This window comes from Tardiphaga sp., assembly GCF_025356345.1.
Lineage (GTDB): Bacteria > Pseudomonadota > Alphaproteobacteria > Rhizobiales > Xanthobacteraceae > Tardiphaga.
On record NZ_JANXTC010000012.1, the window covers coordinates 1 to 12,996 of the forward strand.

At 65.4% G+C, this 12,996-nt stretch carries 12 protein-coding genes and 1 pseudogene; 8 read left to right on the top strand and 5 right to left on the bottom strand.

Annotation, left to right across the window (positions count from 1 at the left end):
* Window positions 1–91 precede the first annotated feature (91 nt).
* From cysW (Q0S16_RS00340) to cysD, 5 genes are all read right to left on the bottom strand, one after another.
* Entirely contained in the window at window positions 92–979 is an 888-nt protein-coding gene (cysW, locus tag Q0S16_RS00340; RefSeq protein WP_295843794.1) for a sulfate ABC transporter permease subunit CysW, read from the bottom strand.
* Complete coding sequence (gene cysT / locus Q0S16_RS00345; protein ID WP_295843795.1) at window positions 979–1,806, bottom strand: sulfate ABC transporter permease subunit CysT; 828 nt, start codon at window positions 1,804–1,806, stop codon at window positions 979–981. Before cysT (Q0S16_RS00345) ends, cysW (Q0S16_RS00340) begins: the two co-directional genes overlap by 1 nt.
* 222 nt (window positions 1,807–2,028) lie before the next feature.
* Window positions 2,029–2,994 carry a thiosulfate ABC transporter substrate-binding protein CysP gene (gene cysP, locus Q0S16_RS00350; RefSeq protein WP_295843815.1) on the bottom strand — a complete coding sequence of 322 codons (966 nt, stop codon included), beginning with the start codon at window positions 2,992–2,994 and terminating at the stop codon, window positions 2,029–2,031.
* A 79-nt stretch (window positions 2,995–3,073) separates the two neighbouring features.
* Window positions 3,074–5,002 (bottom strand): adenylyl-sulfate kinase, encoded by a 1,929-nt coding sequence (gene cysC, locus Q0S16_RS00355; RefSeq protein WP_295843798.1) that lies wholly within the window; start codon window positions 5,000–5,002, stop codon window positions 3,074–3,076.
* Complete coding sequence (cysD, locus tag Q0S16_RS00360; protein WP_295843800.1) at window positions 5,002–5,796, bottom strand: sulfate adenylyltransferase subunit CysD; 795 nt, start codon at window positions 5,794–5,796, stop codon at window positions 5,002–5,004. Before cysD ends, cysC begins: the two co-directional genes overlap by 1 nt.
* Window positions 5,797–6,049: 253 nt before the next feature.
* On the opposite strand from cysD, the gene cysG reads away from it, so the two are divergent.
* The 8 genes and pseudogenes from cysG to cysW (Q0S16_RS00400) form a co-directional block, all read left to right on the top strand.
* Window positions 6,050–7,486: a siroheme synthase CysG gene (gene cysG, locus Q0S16_RS00365; RefSeq protein ID WP_295843803.1), complete on the top strand. Its 1,437-nt coding sequence runs from the start codon at window positions 6,050–6,052 to the stop codon at window positions 7,484–7,486.
* A complete protein-coding gene (locus Q0S16_RS00370; protein WP_295843805.1) occupies window positions 7,483–7,797 on the top strand; it encodes a DUF2849 domain-containing protein in 315 nt (104 codons plus the stop codon). The genes cysG and Q0S16_RS00370 overlap by 4 nt, the downstream gene beginning before the upstream one ends.
* An 11-nt stretch (window positions 7,798–7,808) precedes the next feature.
* The gene (locus Q0S16_RS00375) at window positions 7,809–9,464 is read left to right on the top strand and encodes a nitrite/sulfite reductase (protein ID WP_295843806.1); all 1,656 of its coding nucleotides are present in this window, start codon (window positions 7,809–7,811) and stop codon (window positions 9,462–9,464) included.
* Window positions 9,451–9,963 carry a DUF934 domain-containing protein gene (locus Q0S16_RS00380; protein ID WP_295843807.1) on the top strand — a complete coding sequence of 171 codons (513 nt, stop codon included), beginning with the start codon at window positions 9,451–9,453 and terminating at the stop codon, window positions 9,961–9,963. Before Q0S16_RS00375 ends, Q0S16_RS00380 begins: the two co-directional genes overlap by 14 nt.
* Complete coding sequence (locus Q0S16_RS00385) at window positions 9,963–10,709, top strand: phosphoadenylyl-sulfate reductase (RefSeq protein ID WP_295843809.1); 747 nt, start codon at window positions 9,963–9,965, stop codon at window positions 10,707–10,709. The genes Q0S16_RS00380 and Q0S16_RS00385 overlap by 1 nt, the downstream gene beginning before the upstream one ends.
* Before the next feature lie 125 nt (window positions 10,710–10,834).
* Window positions 10,835–11,824 carry a sulfate ABC transporter substrate-binding protein gene (locus tag Q0S16_RS00390; protein ID WP_295843811.1) on the top strand — a complete coding sequence of 330 codons (990 nt, stop codon included), beginning with the start codon at window positions 10,835–10,837 and terminating at the stop codon, window positions 11,822–11,824.
* Between the two features lie 88 nt (window positions 11,825–11,912).
* Window positions 11,913–12,749 carry a sulfate ABC transporter permease subunit CysT gene (cysT, locus tag Q0S16_RS00395; protein ID WP_295843813.1) on the top strand — a complete coding sequence of 279 codons (837 nt, stop codon included), beginning with the start codon at window positions 11,913–11,915 and terminating at the stop codon, window positions 12,747–12,749.
* A gap of 4 nt (window positions 12,750–12,753) precedes the next feature.
* Window positions 12,754–12,996 (top strand): annotated as a pseudogene (cysW, locus tag Q0S16_RS00400) (sulfate/thiosulfate ABC transporter permease CysW); the annotation flags it as partial.

Consider the following 12,996-nt stretch of genomic DNA (forward strand, 5'->3'; position numbering starts at 1 on the left):
TAGCCACAAGCTCCGGGCCTGGTGCCCCCTCATCCGTCTTCGCTTCGCGAAGCCACCTTCTCCCACAAGGGGAGAGGGAAGGAAGAGGGCTTCAATGCCCCGGCGGGCGCGCTGGGGTGACGTCGACTTCGCGGCCGATCCGTTCCAGCGCCAGTTTCAGGACGATGGTGGCCGCGGCCACCGCGGTCAATACCGTCGCCGCGGCAAAGGCGCCGGCGACATTGTAGTCCTGATATAGCAGCTCGATCTGCAGCGGCAGCGTGGTGGTCTGGCCGCGGATATTGCCGGAGACCACGGAGACGGCGCCGAATTCGCCCATCACCCGCGCATTGCACAGGATCGCGCCATAGAGCACCGCCCAGCGTACATTGGGCAGCGTGACGCGAAAGAAGGTGGCGAAGCCCGAGGCGCCGAGCGTTACCGCGGCCTCTTCCTCGTCGGTGCCCTGCACCTGCATCAAGGGGATCAGCTCGCGCGCCACGAAGGGCGCGGTGACGAACATCGAGGCCAGCACGATCGCCGGCAAAGCGAACATCACCTTGAGGCCGAAATAATCCAGCAGCGGCCCGAACAGTCCCTGCGAGCCATAGACGAACAGATAGGCGACGCCGGCCACGATCGGCGAGATCGAATAGGGCAGCTCGATCAGCGAAATCAGCAGCGTGCGGCCGGGGAATTCGAATTTGGTCACGGTCCACGCGGCGGCGAGGCCAAACAGGATGTTGAGCGGCACCGCGATCAGCGCCGTGATCACGGTCAGCCAGATCGCGTGCTGGGTGCCGGCGTCCGACAGGCTGCGGAAGAACACGCCGACGCCCTGCGACAGCGCCGACGAGACGATCAGCACCAGCGGCGCCACCAGAAAAAACAGCGTCACGATGGCGACGATGCCGAGCACGACGCGGCGCGCCACCGGGCCGGCGCCGACCGGGGTCACCATCCATTCGGTATGGCCGCGTTCGGAGGGAGGTTTCGCCATCAGCCGTCTCCGTGGCCGAGATAGCGCAGGTTCCAGGCCTGCACGGCATTGGTGATCACCAGCATCGCGAAGGCCATCGCCAGCATCACCACCGCGATCGCCGCGGCGGCCTCGTAATTATATTCCTCGAGCCGGATGAAGGTCAGCAGTGCCACGATCTCGGTCTTCATCGGCTGGTTGCCGGCGATGAAGATGACGGCGCCGAATTCACCGAGGCTGCGCGCGAAGGACAGCGAGCAGCCGGCGAGGAAAGCGGGAAAGATCGCCGGAAAGATCACCCGCCACAGAATTTGAAAGTCGTTGGCGCCCAGCGAGCGGCCGGCTTCCTCGACGTCGGAGCCGAGATCCTCGATCACCGGCTGCACCGTGCGCACCACGAAGGGAATGCTGGTGAAGGCCATCGCAATGGCGATGCCGAGCGGGGTGTAGGCGACCTGCCAGCCGATCGCATCGAGCGGCGCGCCGAACCAGCCGTTCTTGGAGAACAAAGCGGTCAGCGCCAGGCCGGCCACCGCGGTCGGCAGCGCGAACGGTATGTCGACCAGCGCGTCGAGGATGCGCTTGCCGGGGAATTGATAGCGCGCCAGCACCCAGGCCAGCAGCAGGCCGTAGACGGCGTTGAAGGCGGTGGCGGCCAGCGCCATCGTGACCGTGACGCGCAGCGCCGACAGCGTGCGCGGCGACGACAGGATGCCCCAGAGCTGCACCAGGCCGACATCGGACGCCTTCAGGATCAGCGCGCAGAGCGGCAGCAGCACGATCGCCCCGAGATACAGGACGGTGATGCCGAGCGAGAGCCCGAAACCTGGAATGACGCTACGGCGCAAGACAAGACCTGACACGAGAGAGGCTGCGAGCCTCTCTTAGACTATTTGCGCGGAAAGGGAATGTGGACCGCGTTCCCCGGGCGCGGGCAGCACGCCGTGCTGCTCCGCGGAACCGGGGCCCCGCTTGATACAGGAAACCGGGATCCCGGCTCTGCGAAGCGGCACAAGCCGCGCGAAGCTTCGCTTCGCTAGGCCGCATCGCGTCCGGGACACGAGACGGAATTACCTTCCCCCGAACAGCTGATCCAGCTTGGCGCCAGCGTTCAAATGGTCCTTGTTGAGCTTGTCCCAGCCGCCGAATTCGTCCTCGACGCGGTACAGTTTCACGTCCGGAAACCGGTCCTTCAGTTTCGCCATCGTGCCGGCGTCCGAAACGCGATTATAGGCCTTGGTGAGGATGGCCTGGCCTTCCGGCGAATACAGATATTCGAGATAGGCGGTGGCCAGCGCGCGGGTGCCGTGCTTGTCGGCGAATTTGTCGACCAGCGTCACCGGGAATTCGGCCAGCAGGCTGGTCGGCGGCACGATGACTTCGAACTTGTCGCGGCCGGCCGAATCCTTGCCCGTAAGGTCGCGGATCGCCGAGGTCTCGGCCTCGAAAGTAATCAGCACGTCGCCGGTGCCGCGCTCGACGAAGGTGGTGGTGGCGGCGCGGCCGCCGGTGTCGAATACCGGCACGTTGGCGAACAGCTTCTTGATGAACTCGTCGGCCTTCGCTTCGTCGCCGAAGGCGTGTTTCGCATAGGCATAGGCGGCCAGATAGGTGTAGCGCGCATTGCCGGAGGTCTTCGGGTTCGGGAAGATCACCTGCACGCCGGGCTTCACCAGATCGCCCCAGTCTTTGATCCCTTTCGGATTGCCGGCGCGAACCAGAAAGGCCGGCAGCGAATAATATGGCGAGGAATTGTTCGGCAGTCGCTTCGCCCAGTCGGCCGGGATCAGCTTGCCGCGGTCATACAACACCTGCACGTCGGTGACCTGGTTGAAGGTGACGACGTCGGCCTCCAGCCCTTCCAGGATCGAGCGCGCCTGCCGCGACGAGCCGTTATGCGACTGGTTGATGGTGATGTCCTGGCCGGTCTTGGCCTTCCACTGCTTGATGAAGGCGACGTTGATCTCGGCATAGAGCTCGCGCGCGATGTCATAGGACACGTTGAGCAGCGTGGTCGGGGTCTGCGCGATGGCAATGCCCGGTGTCGCGAGGGCGCCGAGGCTGGCGGCGAGCGCGATGACGAAACGGTTCAAGGCAAGTCCCCTTTGGTAACGGTCAGATATTGGCGCCGAGATCGATGATCTCGTCGAGCAATATGCCGGTTTGTGCGAGCATGGTCTCGATGGCATCGGTCGCGGCGCCGACGGCCAGCTTCGAGGTATCGATGGTCAGTTCGTGGCGGGTCGGCGGCTGGTAATCATTGCTGATGCCGCTGAAGCCCCGCAGTGTCCCCGCGCGCGCCAGCGCGTAATGACCCTTCGGATCGCGTTCCTCGCAGATTTCGGCGGGCGTGGCGACATGGATCTCGCGAAACAGCGTGTCCGCGATGCCGCGGGCCGCCGCGCGGTCGCGCAGCGACGGCGATACCGCCGCCACGATCGCGATATGGCCATTGCGGGCAAGATGCGTTGCCACTTCGGCGAGGCGACGGATGTTTTCGGTGCGATCCCTGGCGGAGAAGCCGAGATCATGGTTGAGCCCGGCGCGCAGCGTGTCGCCGTCGAGCAGTACCGGCGAGCCGCCGCGGTCGAACAGCCGGCGTTCCAACGCCCGCGCCAGCGTCGATTTGCCGGAACCCGGCAGGCCGGTCAGCCACACCACGGCGCCGTGATGGTGGTTGCGCGCCGAGCGCTCATCGCCGCGCAGCGCGGATTCCACCGGCACGATATTCGCCGGCACGGCGCGCTGCCCGGCATGCACCGACAGCACCAGGCCGCCGCCGGCGATGCGGCCATTGACCTCGATCACCAGCCGCCCGGTGCGCGGATTGTCGACATAGGTATCGGCGGCGACCGGCTGCGACAGCGACAGGTCGATCTCGCCGACATGGTTGCGCGCGATCGCCTTGCTGGCGACGGAAGCGAGGTCGCCGGGATCGACGGCCTTCTCGATCGCCACCACGGTGGCGCGCGTCTCGCGGGTCCCGAGCCGGAGCAGGATCGAGGCGCCTTCGGTCAAAGGCGCGTCGTGCAGCCAGAAGATGCGGGCGCGCAGCCGCCTGGTGTCGCGCGGCGCGGCGTCGATGCGGGCGATGACGTCGCCGCGCTCGATGAAGAGTTCGCGGTCCAGCGTGATGCCGACCGAGCGGCCGGCGCCCTGCGGGCCGGCGAGCGGCGTCCGCGGCCAGCTTTCGACGGATTTGATCGTGGCGATCTTGCCGGCCGGCATGATGACGATCTCGTCGCCGGTGTCGAGACTGCCGGACTCGATTCGCCCCGCGACGATGCGGCGGTCGTCGAATTTGTAGATCGCCTGCACCGGCAGCCGCAGCGCCAGTTCGTCCAGCGCCCGCGCCGGGATCAGCGCATCGAGCGCCTCCACCACGGTCGGGCCGTGATACCAGGCGATGTTGGCGGTGCGTTCGGCGACGCCGTCGCCGTCGCGCGCCGAGATCGGAATCACCGCCGTGGGCGTGACGCCGAGCTCGATCAGATGCGCGGAGATTTCGTCGCTGATGGCCTGGAAGCGCGTCGCGGAAAAATCGACGCGATCCATCTTGTTGACGACGATCGCGACCTGCTTCACGCCGAGCAGATGCAGCAGATAGCCATGCCGGCGGGTCTGGTCGCGAACGCCTTCCAGCGCGTCGATGATCAGCACCGCGCCGTCGGCCTGCGAGGCGCCGGTGATCATGTTGCGCAGGAATTCGGCGTGACCGGGCGCATCGATCAGCACCACGTCGCGCGACTGGGTGCGAAACCGGATCTGGGTGGTGTCGATGGTGATGCCCTGGTCGCGCTCGGTCTGCAGCGCGTCGAGCAGGAACGACCATTCGAACGGCATGCCGCGGCGCGCGCTGACCTCTTTCAGCATCTCCAGCTTGCCGTCGGGCAGCGAGCCGGTCTCGTGCAGCAGGCGACCGACCAGCGTCGACTTGCCATGGTCGACATGGCCGACGATGACGATGCGGACCTGCGGCCGCGTGGTGCCGTTCGGCGTCGCCGGAACGGTCGCTGCTACACTGATGTTAACGCCGTCATTCATCACAGATATCCCGCCACCCGCAGTCGCTCGAAGGCGTCTTCCGTTTCGTGGTCGAGCGCGCGTCCGGCGCGCTCGGGCTCCTTGCTGGTTTCCAGCTCGATCAGGATCTGTTCGATGGTCGTGGCATTCGACGCCACCGGATTGGTGATGTCGGCGTCGCCCAGCGAGCGGTAGCGCTTGCCGTCGCGGGCCAGGTATAGCGGGATAATAGGGATGTTCTCGCGCTGCGTGTAGGCCCAGATATCCGCCTCGGTCCAGTGCAGGATCGGGTGGATGCGCAGATGCGCGCCCGGCGGTGGCGAGGCGTTGAACTGGTCCCAGAACTCCGGCGGCTGGTCGCGGACGTCCCATCCGCCCTCGGTGCCGCGCGGCGAGAACACTCGCTCCTTGGCGCGGGTGGCTTCCTCGTCGCGGCGAATGCCGGCGATCAGGCCGTCGAAGCCGTATTTGGCCAGCGCCAGTTTCAGCCCCTCGGTCTTGCGCGCCGCCGAACGGGCGGCGGGCGGCAGCGTCGGATCGATGGTCTCGATCGGCGGGCAGTAATCGACCTTGAGGTCGAGGCCCCATTGCGTCGCATATTGCTCGCGGAACGCGTACATCTCGGGAAACTTCTTGCCGGTGTCGACATGCAGCGCCGGGAAGGGGACCCGGCCGAAGAACGCCTTGCGCGCCAGCCAGATCATGACGTTGGAATCCTTGCCGAGCGACCACAGCAGCGCCAGCTTCTTCAGCCGCGCAAAAGCCTCACGCAGGATGTAGGTGCTCTGGGCTTCTAGCTCGTCGAGATGATCCATCGACGGCGCGGCTCCCTCTGATCGGCCCGCAATTTGCTGGGTCGCCGAGGGCAGGCCGGGTGCCGGAATGCTAGACCCGCGATCCGCGGGATCGGTGTTGGGAAGATGCATCTGTCGCACTTGGTGTTTGGGGACAAAAATTCTATAATTGGAACGCGTCGAAGAAGAAATAATTTTCTCTTTGCGCGGACAGAACGAGAGATATATAGAAAATAATTCCAGTCAACCCCGTTTTTCGGGCAGCGGAGCGTTCATGCGATTCCTACCGGTGTTTCTCGATCTGCAGACCGGACCGATCCTTCTGGTCGGCGCAGGCGAGCTTGTACGCGCCAAGCTGCGGCTGCTGCTGGCGGCTGGCGCCCGGATTCGCTGGTACGCCACCGATGGCAATCGGGACACTTCCGGGCTCGACGCCGAGGGCGTCGCCCGCATCGTGCATGAATCGGGCGATCCGCTGGTCGCTGACCTGTCGGGCGTGATCGCGGTGCTCTGTGCCGGGGCAGGCGAGCTCGGCCATGCCATGGCGGCCCGCACCAAGGCCGCGGGATTCCCGGTCAATGTCATGGACGAACTGGCGCACTCCACCTTTATCTTCCCGGCGATCGTCGATCGCGGCGATGTGGTCGTGGCCATCGGCACCGGCGGCTCCGCCCCGGTGCTGGCGCGCCGCGTCCGCGAAAAGATCGAATCGGTGCTGCCGGCGCGGATCGGCGATCTCGCCGGCTTCATCGGCCGCTGGCGCAAGCCGATCTCCGGCGGGCTGCCGGAGATGGCGCTGCGGCGCCGGTTCTGGGAGCGCGTGGTCGATGGTCCGATCGGCGCGCTGGTACTGGCCGGCCGCGGCGAGGAGGCCGAGCAGGCCATCAAGGACATCACCGATCCGGTGGCGTTCGCCGGCGTGCCATCGTCGCGCGCGCCCGAAGGCCATGTATCGCTGGTCGGCGCCGGGCCGGGCGATCCGGATCTGCTGACCATCAAGGCTTTGCGCGCGCTGCAGGACGCCGATGTGGTGTTTTACGACGAGCTGGTGTCGCCTGAAATTCTCGATCGCATCCGCCGCGATGCCTCGCGGGTGCCGGTCGGCCGCCGCGTCGGCAAGCCCGGCATCGGCCAGGACGCGGTCAATGCGCTGCTGGTCGAGGCTGCGAAAGCGGGCCAGCGCGCGGTGCGGCTGAAGGGCGGCGACTGTTTCGTGTTCGGTCGCGGCGGCGAGGAGATTTCGGCGCTGCGCGAGGCCGGCGTGGCGTATTCCGTGATCCCCGGTATCACCGCGGGCCTCGGCGCCGCCGCGCAATTCGAAGTGCCGCTGACCTATCGCCACGAGGCGCTGCGCATCACCTTTCTCACCGCGCACAAGGCCGGCGACGCCGCGGCCGTCGACTGGGGCACGCTGACCGACGACAAGATGACCGTTGTCGTCTATATGGGCATGACCGCCGCCTCGGCGATCCGCGCCGGGTTGCTCGCGGCGGGCCGCTCGCCGCGGACGCCGGTCGGCGTGTTCGCGCGTGTTACCCGGCCCGATGCGCGGGCCGCGGTGGGCGTGCTGGAAGATCTCCCGGCACTGGTCGCGCGGATCGAAAGCGGCCCGGCCATTCTCATCATCGGCGATGTCGTGGCGCATTCCGCGCCGTGGCGCGCCAGCCAGATCAACCACCTTGCCTCGGAATTATTGGTAGCCGCTGAATGACCTCTCCCCTGCAACAGAAGATCAAGATCAACGGCCCCTCGGTGGTGACCGCCAACCGCGCCTGGGACGGCGTGGTGATTTATCGCGATGCGAAGCAAGGCTGGACCACCGAGATCGCCCAGGCGGCGATCGTGCGCACCGCCGATGAAGCGCGTGCGATGCTGGTGGAATCCGCCGCCGACGATGTCGGCGCCATCGGCCCCTATATCGCGCCCGTCGCGGTAAATGACAACGGCGCGATCACGCCCGGCAATCTGCGCGAGCAGATCCGCGCGCAGGGCGTCACCATCGATCTGCCGGTTTCGGCGTAAGGTTCTGACTCATGTATGCCTATGACGAAATCGATCGCACGCTGATCAACGAGCGCGTCTCGGAATTCCGCGACCAGGTGAAGCGGCGCCTTGCCGGCGAACTCACCGAAGACGAATTCAAGATGCTGCGGCTGATGAATGGCGTCTACCTGCAATTGCACGCCTATATGTTCCGGGTGGCCATTCCCTATGGCACGTTGTCGTCGGCGCAGTTGCGCAAGATGGCGCATGTGGCGCGGCGCTACGACCGCGGCTACGGCCATTTCACCACCCGGCAGAACATCCAGTTCAACTGGATCAAGCTCGCCGACCTGCCCGATGCGCTGGAAGACCTCGCCGAAGTCGGCATCCACGCCATGCAGACCTCCGGCAACTGCACCCGCAACATCACCACCGACCAGTGGGCCGGCGTCGCCCCCGGCGAGGTCGAGGATCCGCGGATCTGGTGCGAATTGCTGCGGCAATATTCGACCATGCATCCGGAATTCTCGTTCCTGCCGCGCAAGTTCAAATTCGCCATCACCGCGTCGGCGCATGACCGCGCCGCCATCAAGGTGCACGACATCGGGCTGCGGCTGCACAAGAACGCCGCCGGCGAGACCGGCTTCGAAGTGCTGGTTGGCGGCGGCCTCGGCCGCACGCCGTTCATCGGCAAGGTGATCAAGCCGTTCGTGCCGGGCCGCGATCTGCTCGGCTATGTCGAGTCGATCCTGCGCGTCTACAACCAGTACGGCCGCCGCGACAATATCTACAAGGCGCGCATCAAGATCCTGGTCCATGAACTGGGCATCGAGAAGTTCGCGCAGGAGGTCGAGGATGAGTGGCTGCAGACCCGCGACAGCGCGCTGTCGCTCGATGACGAAGTGGTCGAGGACATCCGCTCGCGCTTCACCTATCCGCACTACAGGACGCTGCCGGACCATCCCGACGAGGTGAAATCGGCCTCCGCCGATCCGCGTTTCGAGGCATGGCGGCTGAACTCGGTCGCGCCGCACAAGATGCCGGGCTATGCCATCGTCACGCTGTCGCTGAAGCCGATCGGCGGGCCGCCCGGCGACGCCACCGCGGACCAGATGGACGCCATCGCCAATCTCGCGGAAAAATACTCGTTCGGCGAGATCCGTGTCGGCCATGAACAGAACCTGGCGCTGCCGCATGTCGCGCAGCGCGATCTGCCGGCTTTGTGGAAGGCACTCGACCAGATCGGCGTCGCCACGCCGAACGTCAATTTGGTCACCGACATCATCGCCTGCCCGGGGCTGGACTATTGTTCGCTGGCGAATACGCGCTCGATCCCGATCGCGCAGGAACTGACGCATCGCTTCTCCAACCACGACACCGCCAATCTGATCGGCCGGCTGCACATCAACATCTCCGGCTGCATCAATGCCTGCGGCCATCACCATGTCGGCCATATCGGCATTCTCGGCGTCGAGAAGAACGGCGAGGAATACTACCAGATCACCATCGGCGGTCGCGCCGATGAGCACGCCGTGGTGGGTACGCTGATCGGTCCCGCGGTGCCCTATGCCGAGGTCGCCGACGTGATCGAGGATATTGTCGAGGCCTATCTGGCGCTGCGCCTGCGGCCGGAAGAGCTGTTTGTCGATGCCGTGACGCGGCTCGGCGTCGAGCCGTTCAAGGAGCGCGTCTATGCCACTCGTTAAAAATGGCCGGGTTGCCACCGACACGTTCCCGCAGGTGGCCGACGACGCGGACATTCCGGCCGATGGCGCGGTCTTGATTTCCGCCGCGCGCTTCCTCGCCGATCCCGAAACGCTCTCGCAGCGCGGCGGCCCGACCGCCGTGATCTGGCCGAACAACCGCGACCTCGACGATGTCGTGCCGTTCCTTGGCAGACTGGCCGTCGTGGCGCTGGTGTTTCCGACCTTTCGCGATGGCCGGGCCTACAGCCAGGCGCGCCTGCTGCGCGAGCGGCACGCGTTCAAGGGCGAGTTGCGCGCCACCGGTCAGGTGCTGCGCGACCAGTTCGTGTTCATGCTGCGCGCCGGATTCGATGCCTTCGAGGTCAAGAAACAGGGGGATGCGGAGGCCTTCCTCGCCACCGCCAAGCGCTACACGGTATTCTATCAGCCGACCGGCGACGGTCGCATCACCGCGCTGCACCGGCGCATGCAGTTGCGTCACTCGGAGAGCGCCAGCTGATGGCCGCGCCCGCGCAACATTCGTCGGTCTCTCCCGCGCAGGATGTGTCGTTCGACGCCGCCGTGACGGCGCAGGATCTGGATCGACAATTGCGCGACGCCGCGCCGGGGCAGGTGATCGCCGCGGCGCTGCGTGAACTCGGCCGTGACAGGCTGGCGGTAGTGTCGTCATTCGGCACCGAATCCGCGGCCCTGCTCAAGGTGATGGCCGATGTCGATCCGGCGATCCCGGTGATCTTTCTCGATACCGGCTGGCTGTTCGAGGAGACACTCGCCTATCGCGACACGCTGATCGCCACACTCGGCCTGCGCGACGTGCGTTCGATCCAACCGCTGGACGAGACGCTGCGACGCGACGACCCCCAGCGTGACCTGTGGTTCTCCGATCCCGATGCCTGCTGCCGGATTCGCAAGGTCGAGCCGCTGGCGCGCGCGCTGGCGCCGTTCGCCGGCTGGATCAACGGCCGCAAGCGCTTCCAGGGCGGCGCGCGCGCCGCGATGCCCGTCGTCGAGTGGGATGGCGCGCGACTGAAGTTCAATCCGTTTGCCAACGCCTCGCGCGAGGATATCGAGCTGATCTATGCGTCGGCGAAACTGCCGGCGCATCCGCTGCTGACGTCCGGCTTTCTCTCGGTCGGCTGCATGCCGTGTACCAGCCGCACCGCGCCGGGTGAGGACGAACGCTCCGGTCGCTGGCGTGGAAAAGCCAAGACGGAATGCGGAATCCATACGACGGTCATTTCCTAGCACATTGCCGTCGTCATCTCGTCAACATTGAAATCTGGTTTCGTTGACTTCAGGATCGCTTTTAAAGACTTTCGCGGTCCTTGCCGTCGATAGCGATCGCGTTGTCCGGATGAATGGAGATTGATATGTACCGTCGTATGATTTCTTTGATCGCGGGATTGATCTGGGCAGGCTCGGCCTTCGCGGCGGATGTGTCGCTACTCAACGTCTCGTATGATCCGACGCGTGAACTCTACAGCGACTTCAACAAGGCCTTTGCCGCCGCCTATCAGAGGGATACCGGCAAGAGTGTCGAGATCAAGCAGTCGCATGGCGGCTCCGGCGCGCAGGCGCGTTCGGTGATTGACGGCCTGCAGGCCGACGTCGTGACGCTGGCGCTGGCCTATGACGTCGATGCGATTGCCGGCAAGGGTCTGCTGGCCAAGGACTGGCAGAAGCGGCTGCCGCAGAATTCCTCCCCCTATACGTCGACGATCGTGTTCCTGGTGCGCAAGGGCAATCCGAAGGGCATCAAGGACTGGGACGATCTGACCAAGCCCGGTGTCAGCGTCATCACGCCGAATCCGAAGACCTCGGGCGGCGCGCGCTGGAATTATCTGGCGGCATGGGGATACGCGGTCAAGAAGTTCGGCTCCGATGCGAAGGCCCAGGAATTCGTCGGCAGCATCTACAAGAACGTGCCGGTGCTGGACACCGGCGCGCGCGGCTCGACCATCACCTTTGTCGAGCGCGGCGTCGGCGACGTGCTGCTGGCCTGGGAAAACGAGGCCTATCTGGCGGTCAAGGAATTCGGCAAGGACAAGTTCGAGATTGTGGCGCCGCGGCTGTCGATCCTGGCCGAGCCGCCGGTTTCCGTGGTCGACACCGTTTCCGACAAGAAGGGCACCAGGGCGGCGGCCGAAGCCTATCTGCAGTACTGGTACACCAGCGAAGGCCAAGAAATCGCCGCACGGAACTTCTACCGTCCGCGCGACCCGGAGATCGGCAAGAAGTATGAAGCCTCCTTTGCCAAGGTCGAACTGTTCACGATCGACGATCAGTTCGGCGGCTGGACCAAGGCGCAGAGTACCCATTTTGCCGATGGCGGGATCTTCGACAAGATCTACAAGAACTGACCGGCCACCGACCGGACAAGATGTCGCCCCGGTCGTATCATCGGCCGGGGTCCAGTCAGATACCGCCATGTGACGATGAAGGAATAGGGTGAGCAGGGCATCAAAACGGAGCGCGCTGCCGGGATTTGGCCTGACCATGGGCCTGACCCTGACCTGGCTGTCGCTGCTGATCCTGATCCCGCTCGCGGGCCTTTTCGTCAAGACCAGCGAACTCAGTCTCGGCCAGTTCATCGATACGGTGACCAGCAACCGCACGCTGCACGCCTTGAAGATCTCGTTCGGACTGGCGTTCCTGGCGGCGCTGGTCAATCTGGTGGCGGGGCTGGTCATCGTATGGGCGCTGGTGCGCTACCGGTTTCCCGGCCGCCGGGTTTTTGATGCCATTGTCGATATTCCGTTCGCGCTGCCGACCGCGGTGGCCGGCGTGGCGCTGACCACGCTGTTCGCGCAGAACGGCTGGCTCGGCGCGCCGCTGGCGGAACTCGGTATCAAGGTGGCGTTCACGCCGCTCGGTATCTTTGTCGCGATGATCTTCATCGGCATTCCGTTTGTCGTTCGGACGGTGCAGCCGGTGCTGATCGATCTCGAAGTCGAGATCGAGGAGGCCGCGGCCTGCCTCGGCGCCAACCGCTGGCAGACCATCACCCGCGTGATCCTGCCCAGCCTGACGCCGGCGATCCTGACCGGCTTCGCGCTGGCCTTCGCGCGCGCGGTCGGCGAATATGGCTCGGTGATCTTCATCGCCGGCAACCTGCCCAACGTGTCGGAGATCGCGCCGCTGCTGATCGTGATCCGGCTGTCGGAGTTCCGCTACGCCGACGCCACCGCGATCGCCGTGGTGATGCTGGTGACCTCGTTCCTGATCATCTTCATCCTGAACCGGATCCAGCGCTGGGCGCAGACCCGCGCTCTGGCGGTGGGTTGAGCGCATGACCCTCGTCACCGCCAGCACAACTCCCAGCACCGCGGCCCGACCGTCGCTGCTCGCCGGCGCGGCGCCATTGGCGCAGCGCGATTCCCGCACCGAGCCGCGTCTGGTCCGGGGCATCGTCATCACCCTGGCGCTGACATTCCTGATCGTGTTCGTCGCGCTGCCGCTCGCGCTGGTATTCCTGCAAGCCTTTTCCAAGGGCATCGGCTTTTATCTGAAGGCGCTGGCCGATCCGGAAGCG

What these genes read in the sequence shown, in the direction of transcription:
- cysD (WP_295843800.1), bottom strand. Translation starts at nt 5,796, where the DNA reads ATGGATCATCTCGACGAGCTAGAAGCCCAGAGCACCTACATCCTGCGT.
- Q0S16_RS00390 (WP_295843811.1), top strand. Translation starts at nt 10,835, where the DNA reads ATGTACCGTCGTATGATTTCTTTGATCGCGGGATTGATCTGGGCAGGC.
- Q0S16_RS00370 (WP_295843805.1), top strand. Translation starts at nt 7,483, where the DNA reads ATGACCTCTCCCCTGCAACAGAAGATCAAGATCAACGGCCCCTCGGTG.
- cysC (WP_295843798.1), bottom strand. Translation starts at nt 5,002, where the DNA reads ATGAATGACGGCGTTAACATCAGTGTAGCAGCGACCGTTCCGGCGACG.
- Q0S16_RS00375 (WP_295843806.1), top strand. Translation starts at nt 7,809, where the DNA reads ATGTATGCCTATGACGAAATCGATCGCACGCTGATCAACGAGCGCGTC.
- Q0S16_RS00380 (WP_295843807.1), top strand. Translation starts at nt 9,451, where the DNA reads ATGCCACTCGTTAAAAATGGCCGGGTTGCCACCGACACGTTCCCGCAG.
- cysG (WP_295843803.1), top strand. Translation starts at nt 6,050, where the DNA reads ATGCGATTCCTACCGGTGTTTCTCGATCTGCAGACCGGACCGATCCTT.
- cysW (WP_295843794.1), bottom strand. Translation starts at nt 979, where the DNA reads ATGGCGAAACCTCCCTCCGAACGCGGCCATACCGAATGGATGGTGACC.
- Q0S16_RS00385 (WP_295843809.1), top strand. Translation starts at nt 9,963, where the DNA reads ATGGCCGCGCCCGCGCAACATTCGTCGGTCTCTCCCGCGCAGGATGTG.